This window comes from Bartonella sp. AP331QHHD, from assembly GCF_042195905.1.
GTDB lineage: Bacteria > Pseudomonadota > Alphaproteobacteria > Rhizobiales > Rhizobiaceae > Bartonella.
The window spans coordinates 171527-197386 of sequence record NZ_JBHIPG010000052.1 but is presented as its reverse complement, the minus strand read 5'-3'; the positions used below and the strand labels follow the sequence as shown (position 1 = coordinate 197386).

The 25860-nt window shown below is 36.6% G+C and carries 20 protein-coding genes and 1 pseudogene; 11 read left to right on the top strand and 10 right to left on the bottom strand.

From position 1 onward, the window contains the following. Nucleotides 1–65: 65 nt before the first annotated feature. The 6 genes from aroC (at nucleotide 66) to ACFIMS_RS06390 (ending at nucleotide 6694) form a co-directional block, all read left to right on the top strand. On the top strand, nucleotides 66–1154 hold the full coding sequence (gene aroC, locus ACFIMS_RS06415) for a chorismate synthase (RefSeq protein ID WP_375613029.1): 1089 nt from the start codon (nucleotides 66–68) through the stop codon (nucleotides 1152–1154). A gap of 15 nt (nucleotides 1155–1169) precedes the next feature. Next, on the top strand, nucleotides 1170–2273 hold the full coding sequence (ribB, locus tag ACFIMS_RS06410; RefSeq protein ID WP_375688813.1) for a 3,4-dihydroxy-2-butanone-4-phosphate synthase: 1104 nt from the start codon (nucleotides 1170–1172) through the stop codon (nucleotides 2271–2273). Nucleotides 2274–2280: 7 nt separating this feature from the next. Continuing rightward, nucleotides 2281–2535: an exodeoxyribonuclease VII small subunit gene (locus tag ACFIMS_RS06405; protein ID WP_375611123.1), complete on the top strand. Its 255-nt coding sequence runs from the start codon at nucleotides 2281–2283 to the stop codon at nucleotides 2533–2535. A 241-nt stretch (nucleotides 2536–2776) separates the two neighbouring features. After that, a complete protein-coding gene (dxs, locus tag ACFIMS_RS06400) occupies nucleotides 2777–4684 on the top strand; it encodes a 1-deoxy-D-xylulose-5-phosphate synthase (protein WP_375696503.1) in 1908 nt (635 codons plus the stop codon). A gap of 16 nt (nucleotides 4685–4700) precedes the next feature. After that, entirely contained in the window at nucleotides 4701–5444 is a 744-nt protein-coding gene (locus ACFIMS_RS06395) for a TlyA family RNA methyltransferase (RefSeq protein WP_375613026.1), read from the top strand. Further along, the gene (locus tag ACFIMS_RS06390) at nucleotides 5441–6694 is read left to right on the top strand and encodes a class I SAM-dependent RNA methyltransferase (RefSeq protein ID WP_375638051.1); all 1254 of its coding nucleotides are present in this window, start codon (nucleotides 5441–5443) and stop codon (nucleotides 6692–6694) included. Before ACFIMS_RS06395 ends, ACFIMS_RS06390 begins: the two co-directional genes overlap by 4 nt. 558 nt (nucleotides 6695–7252) lie before the next feature. Here the strand turns inward: ACFIMS_RS06390 and tldD are convergent. Together tldD and ACFIMS_RS06380 are read right to left on the bottom strand one after the other, a co-directional pair. Continuing rightward, on the bottom strand, nucleotides 7253–8677 hold the full coding sequence (tldD, locus tag ACFIMS_RS06385; RefSeq protein WP_375611127.1) for a metalloprotease TldD: 1425 nt from the start codon (nucleotides 8675–8677) through the stop codon (nucleotides 7253–7255). Between the two features lie 110 nt (nucleotides 8678–8787). Next, the gene (locus ACFIMS_RS06380; protein WP_375628307.1) at nucleotides 8788–9327 is read right to left on the bottom strand and encodes an invasion associated locus B family protein; all 540 of its coding nucleotides are present in this window, start codon (nucleotides 9325–9327) and stop codon (nucleotides 8788–8790) included. 344 nt (nucleotides 9328–9671) lie between these two features. Between ACFIMS_RS06380 and cyoE the strand changes: the two genes are divergently transcribed. The 4 genes from cyoE to rnhA all read left to right on the top strand — a co-directional run bounded on the left by cyoE (nucleotide 9672) and on the right by rnhA (nucleotide 13277). Continuing rightward, nucleotides 9672–10607, top strand: a complete 936-nt coding sequence (gene cyoE / locus ACFIMS_RS06375) for a heme o synthase (protein ID WP_375613023.1) — start codon at nucleotides 9672–9674, stop codon at nucleotides 10605–10607. 182 nt (nucleotides 10608–10789) lie between these two features. Beyond that, nucleotides 10790–11845 (top strand): 4-hydroxy-3-methylbut-2-enyl diphosphate reductase, encoded by a 1056-nt coding sequence (gene ispH, locus ACFIMS_RS06370; RefSeq protein WP_375696502.1) that lies wholly within the window; start codon nucleotides 10790–10792, stop codon nucleotides 11843–11845. Beyond that, complete coding sequence (locus ACFIMS_RS06365) at nucleotides 11845–12804, top strand: homoserine kinase (protein WP_375613022.1); 960 nt, start codon at nucleotides 11845–11847, stop codon at nucleotides 12802–12804. The genes ispH and ACFIMS_RS06365 overlap by 1 nt, the downstream gene beginning before the upstream one ends. 5 nt (nucleotides 12805–12809) lie before the next feature. Beyond that, nucleotides 12810–13277 (top strand): ribonuclease HI, encoded by a 468-nt coding sequence (rnhA, locus tag ACFIMS_RS06360; protein ID WP_375613021.1) that lies wholly within the window; start codon nucleotides 12810–12812, stop codon nucleotides 13275–13277. 26 nt (nucleotides 13278–13303) lie between these two features. Here rnhA and ACFIMS_RS06355 read toward each other — a convergent pair whose 3' ends face one another. Beyond that, entirely contained in the window at nucleotides 13304–14182 is an 879-nt protein-coding gene (locus ACFIMS_RS06355) for a protein-disulfide reductase DsbD domain-containing protein (RefSeq protein ID WP_375628302.1), read from the bottom strand. Nucleotides 14183–14253: 71 nt separating this feature from the next. On the opposite strand from ACFIMS_RS06355, the pseudogene ACFIMS_RS06345 reads away from it, so the two are divergent. Next, a pseudogene (locus ACFIMS_RS06345) lies at nucleotides 14254–14911 on the top strand (YqgE/AlgH family protein). A gap of 42 nt (nucleotides 14912–14953) precedes the next feature. Here ACFIMS_RS06345 and ACFIMS_RS06340 read toward each other — a convergent pair. From ACFIMS_RS06340 to ACFIMS_RS06310, 7 genes are all read right to left on the bottom strand, one after another. Beyond that, complete coding sequence (locus ACFIMS_RS06340; protein WP_375606401.1) at nucleotides 14954–17839, bottom strand: EAL domain-containing protein; 2886 nt, start codon at nucleotides 17837–17839, stop codon at nucleotides 14954–14956. Between the two features lie 398 nt (nucleotides 17840–18237). After that, complete coding sequence (locus ACFIMS_RS06335; protein WP_375681155.1) at nucleotides 18238–19512, bottom strand: M16 family metallopeptidase; 1275 nt, start codon at nucleotides 19510–19512, stop codon at nucleotides 18238–18240. Between the two features lie 83 nt (nucleotides 19513–19595). After that, nucleotides 19596–20993: a threonine synthase gene (gene thrC, locus ACFIMS_RS06330; protein ID WP_375696499.1), complete on the bottom strand. Its 1398-nt coding sequence runs from the start codon at nucleotides 20991–20993 to the stop codon at nucleotides 19596–19598. A 637-nt stretch (nucleotides 20994–21630) separates the two neighbouring features. Next, a complete protein-coding gene (locus ACFIMS_RS06325) occupies nucleotides 21631–21993 on the bottom strand; it encodes a hypothetical protein (RefSeq protein ID WP_375613017.1) in 363 nt (120 codons plus the stop codon). Nucleotides 21994–22202: 209 nt separating this feature from the next. Then, entirely contained in the window at nucleotides 22203–22565 is a 363-nt protein-coding gene (locus ACFIMS_RS06320; RefSeq protein ID WP_375628296.1) for a hypothetical protein, read from the bottom strand. Between the two features lie 189 nt (nucleotides 22566–22754). After that, nucleotides 22755–23111: a hypothetical protein gene (locus tag ACFIMS_RS06315; protein WP_375668543.1), complete on the bottom strand. Its 357-nt coding sequence runs from the start codon at nucleotides 23109–23111 to the stop codon at nucleotides 22755–22757. A 1994-nt stretch (nucleotides 23112–25105) separates the two neighbouring features. Beyond that, nucleotides 25106–25801, bottom strand: coding sequence for an HAD family hydrolase (locus ACFIMS_RS06310; protein ID WP_375613014.1), 696 nt, complete (start codon nucleotides 25799–25801; stop codon nucleotides 25106–25108). Nucleotides 25802–25860 lie beyond the last annotated feature (59 nt).

Sequence of the window (25860 nt, the reverse complement as noted above, 5' to 3'; positions counted from 1 at the left end):
CTTGTGTATAGCACACAACATACGTTATCGTTGTATATATTTGACAGAGAAATGGATCTTTTTTCATGTCGCATAATACATTTGGTCATTTGTTTCGTGTAACAACATGGGGTGAAAGTCATGGTGCTGCTCTTGGTTGTGTCATTGATGGTTGTCCACCTGGAATTATTTTTACTCTTGCAGAAGTTCAAGCTTATCTTGATAAACGCAAGCCAGGACAATCAAAATATACAACGCAGCGCCGAGAACCAGATGAAGTAGAGGTCCTTTCAGGAGTTGTTGTTCAAGACGATGGAACGACATTGGTGACAACAGGTACACCAATTTCTCTGTTGATTCGAAACACAGATCAACGCTCTCAAGATTATGGAGCAATTGCTCATCAGTATCGTCCAGGACATGCGGATTATACTTATGATATTAAATATGGCATTCGTGATTTTCGAGGCGGGGGACGTGCTTCGGCACGGGAGACGGCAGCACGTGTTGCAGCAGGTGCATTTGCTCGTAAAATCGTTCCTGGTTTGATTGTACGAGGAGCAGTGATAGCAATTGGTCCTCATAATATTAATCGTGATCGTTGGGATTGGTCAGAGGTCGATAATAATCCTTTTTTTACAGCTGATGCAGAGATGGTTCAAATTTTTAGTGACTATATCAGTAAACTCCGTAAAGAGGGGACATCTGTTGGTGCGGTTGTTGAGATCGTTGCAGAAAATGTTCCGGCAGGTTTAGGAGCCCCTATTTACGCAAAGCTTGATCAAGATATTGCCTCGTTACTTATGTCGATTAATGCGGTAAAAGGTGTGGAAATTGGTGATGGTTTTGCGGCAGCCCGCTTGAGGGGAGAAGAAAATGCGGATGAAATGCGAATGGGAAATGATGGAAAACCGCTTTTTTTATCAAATCATGCGGGAGGTATTTTAGGGGGAATATCGAGTGGACAGCCAATTGTTGCGCGTTTTGCTGTAAAGCCTACTTCATCAATTTTAACACCTCGTCGTTCCATTGATGTTGATGGTCATGATATAGACGTTATAACAAAGGGACGTCATGATCCATGTGTTGGGATTCGTGCCGTTCCTGTTGGTGAAGCGATGGTTGCTTGTGCTATTGCTGACCATTATCTAAGACATCGCGGTCAAGTTGGGTGATTGAAAAGGTGAACAATGGCGTATGATGAAAAAAAAATTGTTTCTGCACTTAAAGCTTTTGAACGCGGTGAAATTGTTGTGGTGACAGATGATGATGACCGTGAAAATGAGGGTGATTTAACTGTTGCTGCAGCGCATTGTACAGAAGAAAAGATGGCGTTTATTCTTCGTCACACAACAGGTATTGTGTGCACACCTATGCCAAAAAAAGAAGCAAAACGGTTTAATCTTTCTCCTATGGTACCAGATAATAACTCTGCACATGGGACGCAGTTTACGGTTACTGTTGATTTTAAACACGGCATAACAACAGGAATTTCAGCGCATGACCGTACATTAGCTGTACGTAATCTTGCGAATTCAAATGCAAGTGCGGATGATTTTGTTCGTCCAGGGCATGTTTTTCCTTTAATTGCGCATGAAGGGGGAGTGCTCATGCGTTCAGGTCACACGGAGGCTGCTGTTGATTTATGTAAATTAGCTAATTTGCCGCCGGTTGGTGTTATCGGTGAGTTAGTTAATGATGATGGAAGCGTTAAACATGGCGATCAGATTATGAAATTTGCGCAAGAACATCGGTTGCATATTATAACGGTTGCAGATTTAATTGCTTACCGCCAACGTAAGGAAATATTGATCAAGCATGTTGGAGAAATGCCTATTGAAACATTCGTAGGTCCCGCTATTGTTCAAAGTTATCAACTCCCTTGGGAAGTCGTTCAGCATATTGCAATTGTTTTTGGTGATGTCCGTGAGGGTGAGAATATTCCTGTGCATTTACATCATGAAAACATTATAAGTGACGTTTTTTGTCAAACTTCAGATATTATGGTGATGATGCGGCGTATGATGGAAAAAGAAAAACGTGGCGTATTTATTTATTTGCGTGAAGGATCTGTTATACAATCAACTGTTGGTATTCAAAACATGACAAGAAACAGTTCAGAAAACCATGTGCAGGCGATTGAACGCGAAGAAGAATGGCGCAAAATTGGTTTAGGATCACAAATTTTAAAATATTTAGGGATAGGCTCTGTTATTGTTTATGCTTCTAAAGAGCATCATTATGTAGGTTTGGAAGGTTTTGGAGTTCGTATATCCAGAACAGATATTTTTTGAGGTTCATATGAAAAAAGAGATACAAGAGGGGGATATTACGACCTTAAGCTTTGAGCAAGCGCTTAAGCAACTTGAAGTTATTGTCGAAAATTTGGAACGTGGCGATGTGCCTTTGGAACAATCCATTGATATTTATGAACGCGGTGAAGCGCTTAAAAAGCATTGTGAAAAACTCTTAAGAGTTGCTGAAGCTAAAGTTGAAAAAATCCAGCTTTCAGAAGAAGGTTTTCCAGAAGGAGTGGAACCACTTGATGCTAAATAATTTAAATCTTTTTGGATATTTATTGTGGGACTTAAGAGAAGCAATAACCTTAGTTTATAAACAGAAAGTTTTATTGATTTCTTTTTTATAAAATAAGTTAAAAATGAGGAAATTATAGCTCATCTCAAATAGAAAAGAGCATTTTTCAGTAAAAAAGATGCAAAACTGTAAATAAAAGAGTAGAGAAGATATATTTTTATCATTGTGTTTTCTTGAGTTAAGATAATAGAAAGGATTTTTTTTGTCTCAGGTCTTAACACCATTGCTTGACCGTGTTTGTTTTCCGCAAGATTTGCGGGCATTACCTGAGTCTGATTTGGTACAGTTGGCTGATGAGTTGCGGACCGCAACAATTGATGCGGTTTCTGTAACAGGTGGTCATCTTGGGGCGGGACTTGGTGTTGTTGAGCTCACTGTTGCATTACATTATATTTTTGATACACCAGAGGATAGGATTATTTGGGATGTTGGTCATCAAACCTATCCACACAAGATTTTAACGGGGCGTAGAGAAAAAATTCGCACATTACGTCAAGAGGGCGGATTATCTGGTTTTACAAAACGTTCAGAAAGTGTGTATGATCCATTTGGGGCGGGGCATTCGTCTACTTCTATTTCAGCGGGGCTTGGTATGGCAGTGGCAAGTGCTTTGAAAGCAGAGACAAGACGCAATATCATAACTGTCATTGGTGATGGTGCAATGTCTGCGGGCATGGCTTATGAAGCAATGAACAACGCTGGTGCTTTGAATGCACGCTTGATTGTTGTTCTTAATGATAACGATATGTCTATAGCACCACCTACAGGTGCTATGAGTGCACATCTTGCACGATTAGTGTCTCGTCCTTCTTATCGTCATTTGCGTGAACGCGTAAAGATGTTGAGCGAAAAATTGCCAAAGTTTTTTTTGGATAAAGCTCGTCGTTCAGAGGAATTTGCGCGTGGCCTTTTGGTTGGGGGAACTTTATTTGATGAGCTTGGCTTTTATTATGTTGGCCCCATAGATGGGCACAATTTGGGGCATTTATTGCCTGTTTTTAAAAATGTTCGTGAATATCCTAATGGTCCTGTTTTGGTGCATGTTGTAACCCATAAGGGAAAGGGATATCCACCTGCAGAGGCCTCGTCTGATAAATATCATGGTGTTAATCGTTTTGATGTCACGACAGGAAAACAGGTAAAAGCATCAAGTAATATTCTACCCTATACCAAGGTATTTTCTAAAGCTTTAATAGAAGAAGCTCGCCATGATGATAAGATTGTTGGCATAACAGCAGCGATGCCAACAGGGACAGGCCTTGATGCTTTTGCGGAAAAATTTCCTGAAAAAATGTTTGATGTTGGTATTGCTGAGCAACATGCCGTAACTTTTGCGGCAGGACTTGCTTGTGAAGGGTATAAGCCTTTTGTTGCAATTTATTCTACTTTTTTACAGCGTGCTTATGATCAAATTATTCATGATGTATCAATTCAAAAATTACCGGTACGTTTTGCTATTGACCGAGCAGGTTTTGTGGGGGCAGATGGTGCAACACATGCTGGAAGTTTTGATATTGTTTTTTTGGCCACTCTTCCTGAGTTTGTTGTTATGGCACCTTCTGATGAGCTTGAACTGATGCATATGGTGCGTACAGCTGCAGCTTATGATCAGGGACCAATTTCTTTTCGTTATCCGCGTGGTGAGGGGATTGGTATAGATTTACCGCAACGTGGTGAGTTATTAGAAATTGGAAAAGGGCGCGTTCTGCGTGAAGGAAATAGAATCGCTTTGGTTTGTTTTGGAACGCGGATGTCAGAAGTGTTGCAAGCTGCTGATGCGTTGGAGGCTGAAGAATTGTCTACAACGGTTGCAGATGCACGGTTTGCAAAACCTTTAGATAAAGATTTGATGCGTCGTTTGGCACGTGAGCATGAGGTATTGGTGACAATTGAAGAAGGGGCAATCGGTGGATTTGGAGCGCACATATTACAATTTTTAGCGCAAGAAGGGCTCTTAGAGCATGGTTTGAAAGTTCGTACACTAAAATTTCCTGATGAATATTTGAATCATGGTTCACCAGAAAAAGTTCTTTCACGTGTCGGACTTGACGCTATGGGTATTTTAAAGACGGTTTTTGCTGTTTTGGGACGCGAGATTCGAACAGGATAGAAAATTCGAGTATGAGATGGCTTCCAGAAAAAGACTCGATATTTTTTTAGTTGAAAAAAACTTTTTTACGACACGTTCACGCGCACGTGATGCAATTATGCGCCAAACTGTTAAAGTTAACGGAGAAATCGTTTTTAAAGCTGGGCAAATCGTTTTTGATGATGCAGAGATTACCGTTTGTGATCCAGCGCAGAATTATGTTTCTCGGGCAGCGTTAAAATTGATTGCTGCACTTGATGCATTTCCAATTGTAACGGACAAAGTGACAGCCATTGATGTTGGTGCATCAACAGGTGGTTTTACGCAAGTTCTCTTAGAGCGTGGAGCAGATCATGTCATTGCCGTTGATGTTGGGCATCATCAATTTGATAAACGTTTATTGGGCAACAGTGCTATAACGTTATTAGAAGGCTTGAATGTCAGAGATTTTAAACAGGAACATTTAGGTGGGCGAGAAATTGATCTTATCGTTTCAGATGTTAGCTTTATTTCGCTCAAACTTGCGTTGCCTCCCGTGTTGTCTTTAGCCAAGAAGGGTGCCCAAGCTGTTTTACTGGTAAAGCCTCAGTTTGAGGTTGGTCGTAAACACTTTAGTAAGGGAGGAATATTAAGTCCATCAAGTGCTAAAGAAACTGCTGAGGCGCTTTTTGTTTGGTTAAATACACAAACAGGGTGGAGTGCAAAAGGTTTAATTTCTTCCCCTATTACAGGTGGTGATGGCAACGTGGAATATTTACTATTCGGAGAAAAACAAGAGTGAATGACAATGTCATAATCGATCATATCGGAGCAAATGGTTATGGTATTGCTAAGACGTCTCACGGCTTCGTTTCTGTTCCTTTTACTTTACCAGGAGAGTGTGCTGAAATTACTGTTCATGGAAAATATGCAACATATATAACATTAAAAGAAAAATCATCAGAACGCATTGATACTCTTTGTCAGCATTTTGGAGAATGTGGAGGGTGTACTCTTCAGCATTGGCATATGGATGCTTATCGCGTATGGAAACAACAATTGGTTGTTGAGGCGCTTAAAAAGTATGGACTTAATAATGTTGTTGCGCCTTTAATAGAATGTAAACCTTATAGCCGACGGCGGATTACTCTAACAGCATCCATGACCCCACAGGGGCAAAAAGTTGGTTTTAACCGTTATCTCTCTCATGAGATTGTAGCTCTTGAGGAATGCCCAGTAAGCCGTCCAGAGCTTATTTCTCAGTTGCATAATATCAGAGAGCTCTGTGCTTTTCTAAAGAGCTCTGCCAAACGGTTTCATGTTACGATAACATGTGTTGAAAATGGTTTAGATGTTGCTTTAAGCGGTTGCATTATACACCATGAATCACTTCGTCAGAGAATGATCAGTGCTGCTCTTTCATATGGGATTATACGTTTATCTGTTGACGGTGAAGTTTTGGTTGAACGAGAAAAACCAGAGATTTACTTTGGAGATGTCCGTGTTGAATTTCCTTCTGGTGGTTTTCTGCAAGCAACTTGTGAAGCTGAAAATATAATGGGCAATATTATTTTGACTCATTTAAAAAAAGCAAAGAATGCTGTTGATTTGTTTTCAGGGGTAGGAACATTTACCTTGCGTATGGCAAAAAAGATGAATGTTCATGCAGTAGAAAATAATGAAGATGCATTAAGAAATCTAAATACAGCAGCACGTTTTGCGACTGGTTTAAAAACGGTCACTTGTGAAAAACGTGATCTTTTCCGACATCCCCTTTCTGTAAAGGAACTTGAATGTTTTGAGAGTGTTGTTTTTGATCCTCCCCGTGCTGGTGCAGAGCAACAAGTACGTGAATTAGCGAAGACAACAGTATCACGTGTTGTGGCAATTTCTTGTAATCCTACTACATTTGCTCGTGATTTATCTCTTCTTGTTGCAGGGGGGTATACAGTAGAAAAAATCATACCGATTGATCAATTTTTATGGTCACCACATGTCGAAGTTGTTGCTGTTTTGAGCAAAAAGAAAAAAAAGAAAGGTTGGAAACTTTAGCCTGAAAGTTTTTTAATACTATGAAGATTTTTTAAAAGTTGACCTGTGTATTATTATAAAATTTCTCCAAAATTTATCTATAATAATAACCTTTTTCTCGTTGAGCTAAGAGCACTGAATGTAGAAAGTGCTTTTTTCTTTTAAGCTTTTTTATTATGAAATATAAAAGACAAGTTACCCCACACAAAAAAACCACACAAAAGACTAATATCTTACGAAAAAGATGTGTCTGAATAAGCCTGTGCCGTCGTTATATTTGCCATCCCCTAATGTTTCTTAAAACTCTTGGTACTTGAGACGGCCCATAAGAGGAATCTTTAGTCTTTTCTTGTACAGTTTTTATCCATATAACTCTCCCCGCCTGTAACGTATAAACGAATGATTTTGATTGATCCAACAGACACAGATTTAAAATGAGAGAATCTTGCGGTATTCAAGGTTCTAATACAATATGAATAACGCTAGATTATCTTTATAAATCAATTCATTGTAATCTCCCCCTCACAAAATGGTCATAATAGACGAGAAGGAGGCAATACTGGGAAGGAATGAGCAAGCTTATTCCTCTATAAGCGCAGTTCCACCGATTGTCATATTATTGATTCGAAGATGAGGTTGACCAACACCAACAGGGACATTTTGCCCTGCTTTTCCGCACATACCAATACCATTATCTAGTTTACTATCATTACCAATCATTGTGATACGTTTCATAGCATCCGGTCCATTTCCAATAAGAGTTGCACCTTTGATTGGTGCACAAATTTTGCCATTTTCTACTCGGTATGCTTCAGTACATTCAAAGACGAATTTTCCGGAAGTAATATCAACTTGTCCTCCACCAAATGAAACAGCATAGATACCACTTTTAAGTGAAGAAAGGATTTCTTCAGGTGTTTTATCTCCTCCTAGCATGATTGTATTGGTCATTCGTGGCATTGGTGCATAAGCATAAGATTCACGCCGTCCATTTCCAGTTGATTTACCTCCCATAAGCCGTGCATTAAGTCTGTCTTGCATAAAACCAACGAGTTTTCCATCTTCAATGAGAACGTTATATCCTGAAGGGGTCCCCTCATCATCGACAGTGAGAGAGCCACGGCATTGTGGAATTGTTCCATCATCAACAACTGTAACACCTTTTGCTGCAACTTGTTGTCCTAAAAGTCCAGCAAAAGCCGATGTTTTTTTACGGTTAAAGTCACCTTCTAAACCATGACCTACGGCTTCATGGAGCATAACACCAGGCCATCCGTTAGCTAAGACAACATCAAAAGATCCAGCAGGTGCTGCTTCTGCTTCTAAATTTGTTAAAGCCATACGTAAGGCTTCATCCGCGGCTTTTTTCCAATTGTCTTCATGAATAAATTGGTTAAATGCTTGTCTCCCTCCACATCCATAAAAACCATTTTCACGACGATTGCCTTCAGCTGCGACCACAGATATAGAAAGTCGCACAAGGGGACGAATATCACGAACCAAATAACCATCTGCACGTAAAATTTCAACATGTTGTAGCGAGCCGGAAAGAGAAACAGTCACCTGATGCAATTTATCATTTTTAGCACGTAAATAGGCATCAATTTTTTGCAAAAGAGCACTTTTTTCTTCAAATGATGGAGCATCAAGGGGATTATGCGGTTGATAAAGCCTTTTGTTTGTTTGTTGAGGTGCTATGCTATAAGTCCCTGCATGATTATTATAGGTAACAGCTTTAGCAGCTTCACTGGCACGTTTGAGTGCAGCAGCTGATAACTCACTAGAGTGAGCATATCCAGTAGCCTCTCCAGCAACAACGCGTAGTCCAAATCCCATATCTTGATGAAATGAGCCGTTTTTAAGCTGTCCATTATCAAATAAAAGAGCTTCGCTTTCTGTGTACTCAAGGTAAAGCTCACCATCATCAGCATGATGAAGTGTTTCCTGTATAAGTGATTGCACTTTAGAGGAAGCAATATCAAAATGATCAATCAGCGATTTCATAAGAATTATCCTATTTTTATGGGGGCTCAGAAGATTTTTATCAATCTAATTTTAAGAATCTTTCAAAATATACGATGAGATTTTGATTGTTTAAAATGTATTGATTTCATTCATGTCGGTAAGGTTGCATAGGCGTCGCCAAGACCATGAAGGTCAACAAAACCTCCAATCCCTTGTTCCGGAGTTGTAAAGATAAAATAGGTTGCCATTTTTCCTTTTAAAAAGAGCTGCAATATGTCTTCTTTAAGAAAGGCTTCAGCAACACAATTATCACCAAGACAACGACGATATTCCATTCTGCCCATATTTTTATCGTCAATTTTAATTCCAACGCCAGGACGTAATTCAACGCGAATCGGAACAAAAACACGCATCAAAGCACCTTGCTTTTGAGGAAGTTTATAAAATGTAACGCGCAAGGTAATATCTTGACGCCCTTGTGTGTGAACGTTTTGTACAACTTCACACTGTATGTTAGGTGTACCTGGTGGTAGAGAACACACTTTTGTCCATGCACCATAGGTTTGCGGAGCAGGGACATCTTGTGCATAGGGTGTTTGTGCAAATGCATGACTGATAAAACTACTATAAAGCGTGTAAAGAACAGCACCAATAAAAAAAGTTTTTTTGAGTAATTTATAAAGTATCACAGAAAATCCTATCCGACTCAACACCCACAACCATGCATAGATTTACATAAAAAAATGAATTCCCCATAAAAAACCATAACACAAAATCAGTATTTACCCAAATATATTAATTCATATGATATATTTTTATGATACATTTGTAATGTGGAGAGAACGTTGATTGAAAAAATGTATTTTTATTGCCAATATTTCCATTTACTTTTAGGGGATACGTGCGAAAGAGATATTTCATATTTTCTCAAAAATACGATTGGTCTTAATGGGTCATTTCCATACGCTAGATAATATTTGTCAGATAATATTGGATTTGTGAATGACAGAAATGGAAAAGGGCTTTGAGTGGAATGTCAGTTTCAGAAGAGTTATCGGTTGTGAATGGTAAATCAACGCCACCAAAATCCGGTATTGGTGATTACATCACATTATTAAAGCCACGTGTTATGTCTCTTGTGGTCTTTACGGCTCTGGTTGGTTTGCTTGTATCGCCTGTTCCTATCAATCCGTGGTATGGTTTTTTAGCAATTTTATGTATTGCTGCTGGTGGCGGTGGTGCGGGAGCACTGAACATGTGGTATGATGCTGACATTGATGCTGTGATGGAACGGACTAAAAAGCGTCCTATTCCCATGGGTAAAATCAGCTCCCAAAAGGCATTTATTTTTGGCATGGTTCTTTCTATGCTCTCGGTATTGGTTATGGGGAGCTTCATTAATTGGTTTGCGGCATTTTTTCTTGCGTTTACGATTTTCTTTTATGTCGTTATCTATACAATTTGGTTAAAGCGTATCACACCACAAAATATTGTTATTGGTGGTGCTTCTGGGGCTTTTCCACCAATGATTGGATGGGCCGTGACAACAGGGACAGTGAGTATTGATAGCTTTTTATTATTTTTAATCATTTTTATGTGGACCCCCCCTCACTTTTGGGCTCTTTCTTTATTTTCATCTCTTGATTATGAGGCTGCAGGTATCCCTATGATGCCTAATGTACGAGGTGAACATTCAACAAAAAAACAGATTTTATTTTATACTGTTTTGATGGCATTGTGTGCTGCTGCTCCTTGCTTTACTGGTCTTGGCGGAATTTTTTATGGTATTTTTTCAACAATTTTAAGCATTATCTTTATTTATTTTGCCTATCGTTTATGGAAAGCTGATACACATAATGAAACTATTTTGATGGCCAAAAAAACGTTTTTCTTTTCGTTACTTTATTTGGCAGCTATCTTTGGAATTCTTTTGATTGAATCTCTTGTTTGGTATTTTATCGCTCTTTAGTTGCGTAAAATGAAAGAGCAAATTTTAAAAGAGCTTTTCTTCAAGAAAATGCTGTAAGAAAACACGATAGAGTGTGTTCTTATGCAAAAGATGATATTGCACGTTTTTTTACATTGCTTATTCATGTATAATAATAGGTTGTTTGAATATATAGCTAAAACTATAGAGATTAAGGATGATTTATGTCTGGACTTCCCCCTTTAACGATACGTCTTTGTGGTCCACGTGGATTTTGTGCAGGGGTTGATCGTGCTATCCAGATTGTTCTGCTTGCATTAAAAAAATATGGTGTTCCAGTATATGTTCGTCATGAAATTGTACACAACCGCTACGTAGTTGAGGGATTACAGCAACGGGGTGCTGTTTTTGTCGAAGAACTTAATGAGATTCCAGAAGAACATCGCAATCAACCAGTTGTTTTTTCTGCTCATGGTGTACCAAAATCTGTTTCAGAAGAAGCACGATACTATAATTTGTTTTATCTCGACGCAACATGTCCGTTGGTCTCGAAAGTTCATAAACAAGCGATACGACATCAACGTCATGGTCGTCATGTTATATTGATTGGTCATGCTGGTCATCCTGAGGTGATAGGGACAATGGGACAGCTTGAAGAAGGGGGTGTGACGCTTATTGAAACGATAGAAGATGCTTTGCATTATCAACCCAATGATCCAGATAAATTAGGATTTGTTACACAAACAACACTTTCTGTTGAAGATACTGCAGGAATTATCGATATATTACAACAACGTTTTCCTACATTAGCAGCACCAGCGGCTGAATCAATTTGCTATGCTACAACGAATCGACAAGATGCGGTTAAAGCAGCGGCAAAGGGGAGTGATTTGTTTTTGATTGTTGGAGCACCAAACTCTTCTAATTCACGACGTTTAGTAGAGGTTGCCGAAAAGTCTGGTGCGCGGCAAGCTATTTTAGTTCAGCGCGCTGATGAAATTAATTTTGAAAACCTAAAATCTCTTTCTATAGTCAGTCTTTCAGCAGGGGCTTCGGCTCCTGAAATTATTATTGATGAAATTATTTCAGCATTTCGTGAGCGTTATGATGTCACAATAGAATTAGCTGAAACAGTGGTAGAAACGGAAAAATTTTTAGTGAGTCGCGAATTACGCGACGTCATTTTAACGTCTCAAGATATGGCTTTCGTTAATGGTCAAGCAAATAATGCAAAAAATGAAAATCAGAATACAGACATGTCTACAACGAAAGCAGAATAATGGCCGTTTATACAGATATTCACCCAAATGATTTAAAAGTGTTTTTAACACGTTATGCAATAGGATCACTTTTGTCTTATCAAGGTATAGAAGAGGGGATTGAAAATTCTAATTTTATGTTAGAGACAACACAAGGGCGATTTATTTTAACACTTTATGAAAAGCGTATTTCAAAAGATGATTTACCTTTTTTTTGTCGCTTGATGCAGCATTTAGGACAGCGTGGAATTCCTTGTCCTCAACCTGTTATTCAAAATGATGGAATGATGATCTGTGAACTAGCAGGACGTCCTGCTGCTATTATTACTTTTCTGGAAGGAGAGTGGATCCGCCAGCCCAATATAGATCATTGTGGCGAAGTGGGGACGGGGTTAGCACAATTACATTTAGCAGGACAGGATTTTACACTCAGTCGTAAAAATACTCTTTCTGTTATGGATTGGAAGGTATTGTGGCAACGTTGTCAAACCAAAGAAGATGCATTGTTAAAAGAATTTGGACAAAAAATTGAGTTGGAATTGGCTTTTTTACAGGAAAATTGGCCATGTAATTTACCAATAGGCATTATTCATGCAGATTTATTTAATGATAACGTTTTTTTTGTGAATCATCGTCTTTCTGGGATGATAGATTTCTATTTTGCTTGTAATGACTTTTTTGCTTATGATTTAGCGATCTGTTTAAATGCTTGGTGCTTTGAGCCTGATCATTCCTATAATCTTACCAAAGCACGTAAGTTATTGGAAAATTATCAAAAAATAAGACCATTGATCCCTTTAGAATTGGACAAGATGGTCTTATTAGCTCGTGGTGCATCTCTACGTTTCTTACTCACACGTCTATATGATTGGTTTAATACACCGCCTAATAGCTTTGTTATTAAGAAAGATCCATGGGAGTATTGGCACAAGCTTTGTTTTTTCAGTAATGTAAATTCGCTAAGTGAATTAGGTTTTTAAATTTTATGGCAACTCAACAAAAAGTCGTTGAAATTTATACAGATGGTGCTTGCTCAGGGAATCCTGGAGTTGGAGGATGGGGAGCAATTTTACGCTGGAATGGTCATGAACGGGAGCTTTATGGCGGTAAGATCCATACGACAAACAATCAAATGGAACTCATGGCGGCAATTTGTGCATTAAAGGCGCTTAAAGAGCCCTGTTTGGTCGATCTTTATACAGACTCAGTTTATGTACGTAACGGTATATCTAAGTGGATTGAAGATTGGAAAAAGAATAATTGGCGCACTGCATCAAAAAATCCTGTTAAAAATATGGAGCTATGGCAAGCTCTTGAGGATGCTAGTTCTTGTCATACAGTTAGATGGCACTGGGTAAAAGGGCATGCGGGACATCCAGAAAATGAACGCGCAGATGCCCTTGCTCGCAAAGCAATTACTCAATATCGTGAAAATGGACGTTTTCCAGCATAATTGCTTTTTGAGAGCTTTTTCTTTTATCACGGAGACGCAAGAGGGGTTGGCTGCGTATGGAATATGAATGTTCCACTTAAGGCGTGATCTTTAAAAGCAACTGTATAAAAAATTTTTTGGTTTATTTCTTCTGGTGTGAAATAGAGTGGAGCACTGAAGAGTGTATATTCTGCGTTATCACTGACTTTTCTTGCTGCTCCAATTTGCATTTCTCCTCCATCTAAAAAGAGAGAGGAAGGAGTGGTTTTGTTGTTATTTTGTATTTTTATAAGAAGGGTACTATTATTTTTTTCAGCACTTATTTTTAGTGCATTCTGCGTCATGCGGGGCAAAGAATTTTGCGCCTTTTTTAAGAAGGAAGCAGGAAGCTGTTTATTTTTAAGAGCAGATGGCGAAAAATCAAAGTTAACAGTAAATGGAAGACAGATTTTGTGACATAATCCAAGAGTGAAAGCACCACTTAAATTTTTGCTTGAACCAGAAAGATTGAAGGGCAATATTACTTTATCTTTATAACCTAATGACCAATCATTTTCTGTTTCAAAAAGCTGTGGAGTAGGATAAAAGATTTCATAAGAAATCTGTTGGTTGAAATTAAAAAATGGTGCCATGCCAGAATTACCTGGATTACGCCAGTAAGTTTTCCATCCTGGTTTAAGCTCAATTTCAATAATGCCTTCTCTTATTCCAGAAAGAGAAGGTTCAGTGATCGCTAATCGGATACGACCACCATCTGATTCATACCAAGATGTTGCGAAAAGCTGGAGTTTTTGTTCTGTTTGAGCATTTACAGGAATGTTAAGTAATTCTAAAACTATGAATGTTAAGCTTAAAGTAACTAAAAGCTTTTTATAAAAGAAAGTTGCGATATTTTGTAAATTTGTAAATATATAACTTTTTTTCATTGGAGTTTTATTTTCCTAGTGTGCTAAATGAACAAATTTTTATCATGTCAATTATGGAGAATAACAGATTAATGAAGCGGTGTAATGGCTTTTTAGGTGGACAATTACTCATAGCAATGCCTGGGATGAATGACAAACGCTTTATTCGTTCTGTTATTTATATTTGTGCGCATTCTGATGCCGGTGCGATGGGCATCATTCTCAATCAATTGCATCACATTGATTTTCCAGAGCTTTNGTGCGCATTCTGATGCCGGTGCGATGGGCATCATTCTCAATCAATTGCATCACATTGATTTTCCAGAGCTTTTGCTTCACTTAGGAATCATAGACAGTGGCCAAAAAAAAAGTCTTTCTGAACCAATAAAACAGTTTCCAGTTCGCTATGGTGGTCCTGTTGATCCTTCGCGTGGTTTTGTCCTTCATTCAGATGATTATGCTTGTGAAGAAACTGTTTTTATTGCGGATAAGATCTGTTTTACTGCGACAATTGATATATTAAAAGCGATCAGTTGCGAACAAGGTCCGCAACATGCACTGGTCGCATTAGGCTATGCTGGATGGAAAGCGGGGCAACTTGAGGCAGAAATTTCTACAAATGGTTGGCTAATCAGTTCTACATCACCTAGTTTTCTTTTTGAAAGCGATTTAAGCTGCAAGTATGATAAAAGTTTAACACGCATGGGTATCGATCCAACTTATCTTGCTTCTGAAATGGGACACGCGTAGAGTTTTTTCTAAGCTTTTTAACTTTACACGTTATTTTATCCCTTATGTTTTTATTTTATAAGGGAAATGGCTCTGAACGAGCGTAATTAATTCTTCTATGGCAATCGGTTTCGTCACAAGTGTACTTTGAACATATTTACAGCCTTCTTGACGGAGGAAGATTGCTTCTTTTTCATTTTCAACACCTTCTGCGATAATTTGCAAATTAAGATCTGTTGCCATATTAATGATAGACTTTAGAACAATTTTCTTCTTAAGAGAGTCGATTGAGATAAGTGAACGATCAAGTTTAACCATATCAAATGGATAACGTACGAGATAGGTCAGAGACGAATAACCTGTTCCAAAATTATCGAGTGCGAGATTCATTCCAAGTGTTTTAATTTGTTCAAGAAAGTGCGCTGATTGTTCAGGATTATTTCTTAAGACAAATTCAGATATTTCAATCATCAGACGCCCTTTGTGGAGCGGATGGCGAAGCAAAGCGGCACGCAATTGACTGATAAAACGAGGATGAATCATTTCTGCGCTTGGTAAATTAATTGAAATAAAGAAAGATTGTTGGGAAAACTTTTCTTGTACATTTATAAGATCAATAATGGCATTATCGATGATAAATTGTGACAAATCCATAACAATTTGTTCATTTTCTACGATTTTTATGAAATCAGAGACATTTAAATTTCCATAAGTGGGATGATGCCATTCTACAATTGTTTCAAAACCAATAATATGTCCGTCTGATAAATTAAGAATAGGATGGTAGAGGATTTTCATCTCATTACGTTTTATGGCATAATGGACATCTTTCTCCAGAGTATTATGTTCGAGACCCAAAGTGCGAAAATTAGGACGAAAAGGTTCAATATGGTTCCCACCCATTTGTTTTGCGCGAATCATCGCTAACTCACTATCATTAAAAATATCTTTAGCCGTCGACCGGCTTTCACTCCATGTAACCAATCCGATAGAGGTTGAAAGGATTATTTTATTTTCTGAAAGTGAAATAGGTGCTGAAATTGTTTTGTGCAAATGATCTGCAAATGCTGCAATTTTTTGTGGTTCGGTTTCACTGAGTAAAATAATTGCAAAGCGGTCTGCTGAAAGACGCGATAAGGTGTCTTGAAAGTTAATGAGACGATTTAAACGACGTGCGATTATAAGCAGTACAGTATCCCCAACTGCTATGCCTAATTTGCGATTAATTTGGCGAAAATTGTCAAAATCAATCATAAAGACAGTTGGTCTAATTTTGATATTTGCTTTCGCTAAAGAGGTATAATTTTGTAGTCTATCAAAGAAAATTTGTTGGTTAGGAAGTCCAGTTAAGCTGTCGTGGATTGCATCATGCAATAAGCGTTCTTCGGATTTTTTATGGTTAGTAATATTGACAATAGTTCCAATGACACGTGTGATTTTTCCATCTTTTTGCATAGCCGGACGTGCACGAAGAGAAAACCAATGATAATAACCACCACCGGAAGAAAGCCGAAAAATTTGATCAATGCGCCCTTTTTTATTTTTAAGAATGATATCCAATACGGCTTGAAAGCGTTCACGATCATCATGGTGCAAGGCTGAAATCCAGTTGCGCATAGGTCCATTGAGGTTATGAATTTCAGTACCAAAAAGGGTTGCCATGTTTGGATGTACAACAATACGATCACGCTCAATATTCCAATCCCAAATAATATTTCCAGCTCCCTTTGCTGCGAGTACTTGTTGTTCAAGGTCGGAAAATATTCCTTCATGGAAAGCGTCATTAGAAAAAGTTTGTTGCAGGACAGTAAAGCTTATGAGAAGAACAATGAGCACTAATCCTCCCGCTAATGCTGGCTGGATAATATCATTGTTTAAATGTCCAGCTATGCAGGCATAGGCTCCAACGCACCAAAAGCTAATGAGCAACCATGTTGGAATAAGCATAATGGCGCGGTCATAGCTTCTGATTGAGAAATAGATGATTAATATTATACCAAGCACAGCGGTAAGGCCAAAAGACAAACGCGCAATTCCAGCTGCTCTGATGGGATCATAAATAGCAAAGGCTCCTAGACTGCAAAACGCAATGGTCCAAGCGATAGCACCGTAACTAAAATGATAATGCCAGCGGTTAAGGCTGAGATAGGTAAAAAGAAAAATGAAGAGTGTAGCAGTAAGTGCTACTTCTGTACCAGCACGCCAGATTGGTTGGGTTGTGAGTGTAACTGCAAAGAATTTATTTAAAAAGTTGAAGTCAATACCAATATAAAAAAGCACTGCCCAAGCAACTGCCGCTGTTGCAGGAAACAGCCCTGTTCCACGGACGACGAAGAGAACAGTTAACAAAAGCGCTAAGAGACCTGATATCCCAAGAAGAATACCATGATAAAGCGTATAAGAATTAATTGCATCTTTATAAGCTTCAGGTTGCCATAAATAGATTTGCGGTAGATTTGCAGAGTTAAGTTCGGCCACAAATGTAATAACAGCACCAGGGTTAAGGGTAATACGAAAGATATCAGAGTTTGCACTAAGTTGACGATCGAGGGAAAAACCTTCGCTTGGCGTTATGGATTGAATCCTTGATGATCCAAGGTCTGGCCAAAAAAATCCAGAACGTGCCATGCGGTAATGGGGGGCAACGATGAGACGATCAACTTGTTCATCTGTTGGATTTGCAAGAGAAAAAACTGCCCAATTTCCGGAAAATTTTTCATTTTTTGCCTGCACTTCAATACGCCATACAATACCATCTGGTCCTGGTGCTGTACTTGTTTGAAAAATAGAGTTGTTTGTATGGTGAATTTCAATTGCTTTTGAGAGATCAAGAGCAGCATCTTGAGAAGAAATTTTAACTGGTTCAATTGCTTGTGCTGATGTAAGATGGACAAAAGAACTAACGACTACAATGAAAATGATGTCAATTATTTTACGCAAACTCTTCACAATGTCCCACTCTCAATATTTTAGGATGTTTAATTTTCATTTCGACTTTTGAGAAAAAACGTCCACCTTTTATAATTTATTTACATAATAAATTGTTATCACTTTTTCTTAAGTTATGTGATTTTATATACAAATAGACCACACACCCATTTGCTTCAATGGAACCTGAAGCGAATGAAGTTTTATATTTTAAAAGGGCAAAGTTAAACCATGAATTTCCAGATTTCACGGATATACCTTCACTTATTAGAATCTTTATCACATGAAGTATGAATTGGGTAGTTTTGTACGCCTATTTGCCCAATATTTCCAAAACTTATTTAATGAGGAGAGCTTTTGTGGTAAATTTTATGATAAAATATGTGATGTTATTGTGATGCTGCTTTGAAAAGAAGTTTTTACTTTAGCTTGTATGAAAGAGTTGACGTTAAATCATCAAAATTTATGAGGGGTCCTACAGGTCCGACAGCAGTTAGTGTTGGAGTGGAGTTTGTAAAAAGACGATGTGCTAAATCAGTTAATCTTTTAGGAGTGATGAGATTGAGGCGTTCAATTGTTTCCGATATTGGAATTGGTCGACCATAAAGGAGTATTTGGCGAGCAATGAGATGTGCTTGACTAGAGGGATTTTCCTGTGACATTGTCAGATTTGCACGATATTGCGTTTGTGCTCGTTGCAGTTCGTTGGCGTGAATATTTTTGCTGACCTTGGAAAGTTCATCAAGAATCACAGGAATAAGTTCTTTGAGCCCTTCTTGTCCGGTAGCTGCGTGAACACCAAAAAGCCCAGTATCTGAAAATCCCCAATGAAAAGCATAAATAGAATAGCATAATCCACGTTTCTCTCTTACCTCTTGAAAAAGACGTGAAGACATACCACCACCAAGAATGATAGAAAGAATTTGGGCTGCATAAAAATCACGCGCGTGATAAGCACGTCCTTCAAACCCTAGAACAACTTGTGTATCCATTAAATCGCGATATTCACGAAAGTCGCCACCGACATAATTTGCAAGATTAGTAAAAGGTGCGGTTGAATGGGAGCGAAAAGTACCAAGACGACTTTCAACTTCTCGCAAGAAACTTTCGTGCTTTACAGCTCCTGCAGCAACGACAATCATACGATCTGCACTATATTGTTTATTGATGAAATCATGGAGATCAGTAGATGTAAATGATTGAATAGTTTTAGCTGTTCCTAAAATAGAGCGTCCAAGGGATTGATGACGAAAGGCTGTTTCTGTAAAGTGATCAAAAACAATATCATCAGGAGTGTCATGGGCAGCACCAATTTCCTGAAAGATTACTTGTTTTTCTCGTTCTAGTTCATCGTCGTCAAATTTTGAATGCATTAAAATATCGGCTAAAATATCTATAGCAAGTGGGATATCGCTTTTAAGAACACGTGCAAAGTAAGCTGTTGTTTCAATACTGGTTGTAGCATTGATTTCACCGCCAACATCTTCAATATCGGTTGCAATTTGAAAAGCAGTACGGTTTTCGGTTCCTTTAAAAGCCATATGCTCAAGAAGATGAGCAATACCATGCTGTGTGGAGGTTTCATTGCGTGAGCCCACTTTAACCCATATTCCGAGGGCAACACTATCAATTTGTTGCATTGTATGTGTGGCGATAGTCAAACCATTACTAAGGCGACATATATCTACATCCATGTATTTAGAACTCCATTAAATAAGCTAAATACCTCATTGTAAGGGTATCAGAATATTCTTGATTTAAATTAATGCAGCTAACTTTAATAAGATGCACGCGATTTTAAAGAAATATAATCTTTTACTATTTTTTCATCATTAGCAAGATTTATAAAATGTTCTTCGTGTTTCATTACATCATTGAGATGAGATGGCCATGGAGCATGAAGGCCACAAGCACTTTTAATAGTATCAGGAAATTTAGCTGGATGAGCCGTGGCAAGAACGATCATTGGAATATGCGGTTTTTTGTTTTCACGCGCTACTCGAAGAGCGACCGCTGTATGTGGATCAACAAGATAGCCACTTTCCTTATAGACACTATCAATTGTTTGAGCTGTTGCAGCCATGTTGCTTTTTCCAGCGGAAAATAGGGAACGAATATTTTTGAGTTGCTTTTCATCAAGAGTAAAGAGACCCGTTTTTTTCAAGTTTTCCATTGCATTGCGAATCCACATTGGATCACGATTGCCACTTTCAAAGAGCAAACGTTCAAAATTAGAAGAGACCTGAATATCCATAGAAGGTGATGTTGTATGGACTATTGGTTGTGTTTTGTAAGTACCACTGGTCAATGTACGTACAAGGATGTCGTTATCATTCGTTGCGATGACCAGTTGAGCAATGGGTAATCCCATACGGGCTGCGACATAACCTGCAAAAATATCACCAAAATTTCCAGTAGGAACAGTAAATGAAACAGCTCTATCAGGTGCTCCTAAAGAAAGTGCAGATGAAAAATAGTAAACAATTTGCGCCATGATACGCGCCCAATTTATAGAATTAACACCTGAAAGTGCTCTTTTTTTACGAAAATTGTGGTCATTAAACATTGCTTTGACAAGAGCTTGGCAATCATCAAAATTTCCTTCAATGGCAATGGCATGAACATTGAAACAATGATTGGTTGTCATTTGCCGTTGTTGAACAGGCGATACACGTCCTTTAGGAAATAAAATAAAAATATCTGAGTGTTCTTTTCCAGCAAAAGCCTGTATTGCAGCTCCTCCTGTATCACCTGATGTTGCAGCAATAATCGTTGCACATCTATTTTTTTCAGTCAAAACATAATCCATCAGTCGAGAAAGAAACTGCATTGCTACATCTTTAAAAGCTAAAGTAGGACCATGAAAGAGTTCAAGGATAAATTCATCTGCTCCAGTTTGTCGTAACGGACAGATTGCTGGATGGTGAAAGGTTGCATAAGATTCAGCGATCATATTTTCAAAAGCTGTATATTCGATTTCGTTATTCACAAAGGGCCACAGAATAGTTTTAGCAATTGTTGTATAGGACTGACCACGAAGTGCTCGTAACGCATCAAATGATAGCTGAGGAAATTTATCTGGCAAATAAAGTCCCCCATCACTTGCCAACCCTGTCATGATTGTTTCCGTAAAGCTTAAAGCAGGAGCTTCACCTCTCGTGCTGATATATTCCATAAGTCTTATCCTTTTTTTATTTCTGGCAAATTGATGAAGTTATTTATTTCACGTTTTTCATAATATTTAAATTATTAAATGGATAGAGCTTCTTTTCTTCTTTTTAATTCAATAATGAAAGGAAATAGCCTTAAGCATTTTTATTTTTGAGATATAAACGCCAAATGTTCACAGAAAATCTGTTACAGTCAAATTTTTTTTCTCTATTATTCATTCACTTAAATTTTACAACGTATCTTCACTTGTACACCTTCTTAAATAATAAAATTAAATAGATAGAATGGTATTTATTGAAGAACTTTTGTATAAAACTCAATCATTCATAGTTATTTTATGCTCTTAATACTTTGTAACAATTAAATCTGCTAAACTGAATGTTAAAATGATACATCTCAGAACTCACATTGGAAGATTTATAAGGTAATTTTATGGCATTTCGTGCGCAAATCTATACTTTGAATAATCTTTTTTAGCTTAATTTATCACTTTGTATAATAATAGATATTATATTTGTGCTATACAGTATGGTAACCTAAAGTTTATCCATAGAAAACATACAACAGCCTGCTAAATGATGGGAAGCAGGCTGTAAAGTATTTTCATTTTAAATAGAAAAAAATAACTAAGTATCTTTGAATTATTTGCCTTTAATTTTTCCTATTGCCCATCCGATTATCCCGCTAAATATGGCCATAACAGATCCAGTCAAGAATCCAAAACCCAAAGCTCCTACTGTAGAAAAAACTCCTAGCGTAATTGGTTCAAACACTTTCTCAAATTTTCCTTCAAAGGCAGATTCACTTTTTGCTTTATGAGTGAAACTTGGGACATAAAGAGCAGCTATATCGATAGCTTTTTTCTTTCCTTGTTCTATTAAAGAGACAGTTTCCCATTGAGTATCATTTTTCAAATGATTGGCATGAACATTTATAACTTGTGAAAGCAGAAAAGCAACTGCTATAAAAATATTTAATACGTAAGTTTTCAATACTTTAATCATAGTTTACCACCAATACTTTTATTTTAATCTGAATTGAATAGATGCATCGGCAGAATTAGTGCACATTGAGAGAAACAGAAGCATTTAAAGCTTTTTTCACTCTTAGTGTGATAATTCATTAGTTTTTGTCATCAACAATGGATAAACACGGAATATGTTCATAGTTTATATTTCATATGAGAAGGTCTTATTCTGATGAAATTTCAATTTTAACGAGATTTAAAATACAATATTATTTTACTTATTATCCATCCTAAAAACATGCCTATCGTACTTGATGCATATCCAAGTGCCATCCCCATACCAAAAGCCCCGAGTGTAAGAGGTTCAACAACCTTTTCAAATTTTCCTTCAATAGTAGCTTCATTACCCACTCCACGATTTAGACTAGGTCTATAGAGAGAAACGGTATGGACTGCATCCTTTCTTTTCTGTTCTATTGCAGAAACAAAAATATTCTCACGATGAGTACTATTTTGTAAAGAGTTTGCATGCACATTTACAACCTGAGAAAGAGAAAAGGCAGAAATAATGAAAATACTTAATATATGATTTTTAAATAATTTAATCATAATTTACCTCAAATATTTATACTATTCAATATATATGCGTAAATTTATACTTAATTTATACTTTGGATATTTGGATGTAATCTACAACATTTATATTTTGTAGCATAATGAGCTTCATTATGTAATTATTTACAATGAATTATAGCCACATAATAAAGCTATTATTATAGAGTTCTAGACGAGGTTGAATTATTTGAACATCAATACTATGTCCTTTATCCAACTTATTATCGATCCTATAAAGCTCATTACATGTCCAGTAAACAATAGCCCCATTCCTATAGTCATAGGCTCAACGACCTTTTCAAATTTTCCTTCACCTATTGTTCCATGTTCTGTTTGATAATTTACAGACGGAGCATAGAAAGCAGTCGTAGAAACTACATCGGATTTCGCATATTTTACTTGTTCCATTGGGAAAACAGAAAATTCCTCTTTTGGAGTATCGTTTTTCAAATAGTTTGCATTAACATTTACAGTTTGTGAAATAAAAAAAGTGCTCACTATAAAAATGCTTAAAATATAATTTTTAAATATTTTTACCATAACTTTACCTCAAATATTTTTAAGTTATATATGTAAGAAATATACATAATGTTTATGTATATCACACTATATACAAGCCATATAGTTCAATATGTATTTTTAGTCAATAATAAAAATACATATAAAAATATAACTATAATTTTTATAAACGTTATTGTAAAAAAGTAACAGTCATAATTACAAATTATATTTTTTAAAAACTTTATACAATATTTTATTATGTGTTATATATAAAATAACATATGGTTATCGTATAATTTTTATAAAATGACATTAATATATTTTTTAAATACATTTATAGATAATAAAATTGATCAAAATTTTTACATATTAAATATATAAAAAATTATTTATTATCGATAGTATAATAGAAAAAATGAAAATTATGATGTGGTTATAAAAATATTATTAACAATTAAAATATGAATGGACACGCTAAAATTTTATTATTTATAGTATTTATTATAGATAGTCATTATTGTAGAATGTGTGTTCTATAGATATTATTAAATTATTATTCAATGGTTATTTAATTGCATCGTGATAGCAGAATAATAATTCTTACTTTACTATTAAATATATACATTTATCTTATAGATAATAATATGTTATAGATACTAAAAAATGTACAATTTTCTCATAGTGTAAAGTAGAGCTCGAATTGGATAGAGATAAATGATATTATCTTTTTATTGCCAATGTGAACAGCATATTACTATGATGCAAGGCAGTGTATAGAAGAATATAATTTAGACATATTTATGAGTGCCGAAAGATCAGCATTAGATAATATTTTCAACACTTTCTTCTTTCCAAACTGAAAAGCCGCTTTTATTTTTAGAAAGTGGATTACTTTTGAAAAGATCTGATTTCATTGCTTATTTAAAAAGGCTATTAAGTGCTTTCGGAAAATTTTAAGCAACTATTGGTATCGCTGTCGCTTGTTTAACATGATTATATGTTTCATATTTATGTGCTTTTTTAAAGAAACCGTTCTCAAGGTACTCAAGCCTATTTTGCAATGATAGATATGATGATAAAGCCCCCATAATATAAAATTCTTAGGGCATCAGAATTTTTGACGTTTATAAAGAAGAAAGATGGCATTGCCATACACTTTTCTCGCTCCTAATGTTGCTACAATTTTTGCCTTTTGAGATGATTCATTAAAAGGCATTTTTATTTCTTTATTTATTTAATTCAGCATATCTAGGTTTGAAATGAGAGAATCTTACAATATTCGGTTTTTTTGCTTAATTTGAATCATGATAAATTATGATTATAAATCAATATATTGTCTGTAAATTACTTGGTATGAAATATTTTTTATAAAATGCACATCTTCATAAGAGTGTATTCTTTTTGTTTTTTGTAATCTTAGGGAGGTTGTACCAATTGATGCTGTTAAAATACTATTTAAGCAGCAAAGTAAATAAGCCTTCAACAAGTTTATGAGATTTGGATTGAGTAAATATAAGCCTTTGTAACTCAACAAGGACGCATTTGTCATTTTCAATAAAGTCTTGTGTTCCATAGATTCCGCGAATTTTAATATTTTTTCCATGATCAATAGGCACATCCCTTACAATTTTACCATAGTATGTGATTTTTTTGATCAGATGAAAGAGGCTAGCAATTCTCACATCTTATCGAGCAAGGCATCGTAATATTCCTTTTTTGACAAATATAATAATTTATCAGGATGAGCTGCTGAGGTTGGGAGTGGGATATCGGAGTTGAGATAGATAAGCAGGGTTTAATTTTCATGAGTTGGCACTCCTGTTTTTGGCTTTTTTTAAAGCACGTGCAATGGTTAACAGACTTATGATCTCAATGAGGCGCTATATTTTTCCTTCACATTGAGATGCAATTCACCCGTGTCGTGAATTACGCATTTATTGAAGTTATTATAAAAGGAGCAGCGAGAAGAGCAGGACATTTGAATAAAAATGCTTCTTACAAGAGTTTACAAATTGATATATTCAAGAGATTTTTTATAATAGATCTCGCCATACTGCCATTGCTTCTAAGACTTCTCCTAAATGAGCATGTTTTGCAATAACTGTTTCTGCACCAGCTTCTGCAAGTGCATTAGAGTGGCCAAGATAGCTATGTGATCCTCCCGTAAAGCCGATGACACGCATGCCTGCTGCTATGGCTGCGTGTACACCATGAAGTGAATCTTCTATAACGATAGTGTTTTGGGGCTCTGCCTGTAATTGTTGTGCGGCAAAAAGGAAAACATCAGGGGCCGGTTTCGTTCTTTTTGTTCCAACTTCAGGTGCTGAAAATATTTTACCTTCAAAAAGGTCATAGAGATCAACCGTGATGAGCATCTCTTTTATATCTACGCTTTTTGCATTAGAGCAGATACAGTAGGGATAGCGTGTTTGGATAATTTCTACAGCTTCTCTTACATCATCAATAGCCCGTAATTTAGTTTTTATTTGTGTACGAAAAATATTAGTCATTTGATCTATGAGATGAGCAGAAATAGGTTTTTCTGTTTCCTGTTCAACGTGTTTAAGAATATCGCGAAAGATAAGCCCTGCAAAACGCTCACTCAATTCTTCGGGTGATATTTCATATCCTGTTTGTTTGAGCAATTGAGATCCAATTTTTGCTGCAAGATATTCAGAGTCGACGAGAACTCCGTCACAATCAAAAATAATAAGATCTATCTGAGGCATAAGATATTCCTTTACATGTTACGAGATGGACAACTTTCATGAAAACGATATTGAGAAGA

What these genes read in the sequence shown, in the direction of transcription:
- ACFIMS_RS06335 (WP_375681155.1), bottom strand. Translation starts at nt 19,512, where the DNA reads ATGGATGTAGATATATGTCGCCTTAGTAATGGTTTGACTATCGCCACA.
- ACFIMS_RS06315 (WP_375668543.1), bottom strand. Translation starts at nt 23,111, where the DNA reads ATGGTAAAAATATTTAAAAATTATATTTTAAGCATTTTTATAGTGAGC.
- cyoE (WP_375613023.1), top strand. Translation starts at nt 9,672, where the DNA reads ATGTCAGTTTCAGAAGAGTTATCGGTTGTGAATGGTAAATCAACGCCA.
- thrC (WP_375696499.1), bottom strand. Translation starts at nt 20,993, where the DNA reads ATGGAATATATCAGCACGAGAGGTGAAGCTCCTGCTTTAAGCTTTACG.
- ribB (WP_375688813.1), top strand. Translation starts at nt 1,170, where the DNA reads ATGGCGTATGATGAAAAAAAAATTGTTTCTGCACTTAAAGCTTTTGAA.
- ACFIMS_RS06320 (WP_375628296.1), bottom strand. Translation starts at nt 22,565, where the DNA reads ATGATTAAATTATTTAAAAATCATATATTAAGTATTTTCATTATTTCT.
- ACFIMS_RS06395 (WP_375613026.1), top strand. Translation starts at nt 4,701, where the DNA reads ATGGCTTCCAGAAAAAGACTCGATATTTTTTTAGTTGAAAAAAACTTT.
- ACFIMS_RS06310 (WP_375613014.1), bottom strand. Translation starts at nt 25,801, where the DNA reads ATGCCTCAGATAGATCTTATTATTTTTGATTGTGACGGAGTTCTCGTC.
- ACFIMS_RS06325 (WP_375613017.1), bottom strand. Translation starts at nt 21,993, where the DNA reads ATGATTAAAGTATTGAAAACTTACGTATTAAATATTTTTATAGCAGTT.
- ispH (WP_375696502.1), top strand. Translation starts at nt 10,790, where the DNA reads ATGTCTGGACTTCCCCCTTTAACGATACGTCTTTGTGGTCCACGTGGA.
- ACFIMS_RS06355 (WP_375628302.1), bottom strand. Translation starts at nt 14,182, where the DNA reads ATGAAAAAAAGTTATATATTTACAAATTTACAAAATATCGCAACTTTC.
- ACFIMS_RS06365 (WP_375613022.1), top strand. Translation starts at nt 11,845, where the DNA reads ATGGCCGTTTATACAGATATTCACCCAAATGATTTAAAAGTGTTTTTA.
- aroC (WP_375613029.1), top strand. Translation starts at nt 66, where the DNA reads ATGTCGCATAATACATTTGGTCATTTGTTTCGTGTAACAACATGGGGT.
- ACFIMS_RS06405 (WP_375611123.1), top strand. Translation starts at nt 2,281, where the DNA reads ATGAAAAAAGAGATACAAGAGGGGGATATTACGACCTTAAGCTTTGAG.
- rnhA (WP_375613021.1), top strand. Translation starts at nt 12,810, where the DNA reads ATGGCAACTCAACAAAAAGTCGTTGAAATTTATACAGATGGTGCTTGC.
- tldD (WP_375611127.1), bottom strand. Translation starts at nt 8,677, where the DNA reads ATGAAATCGCTGATTGATCATTTTGATATTGCTTCCTCTAAAGTGCAA.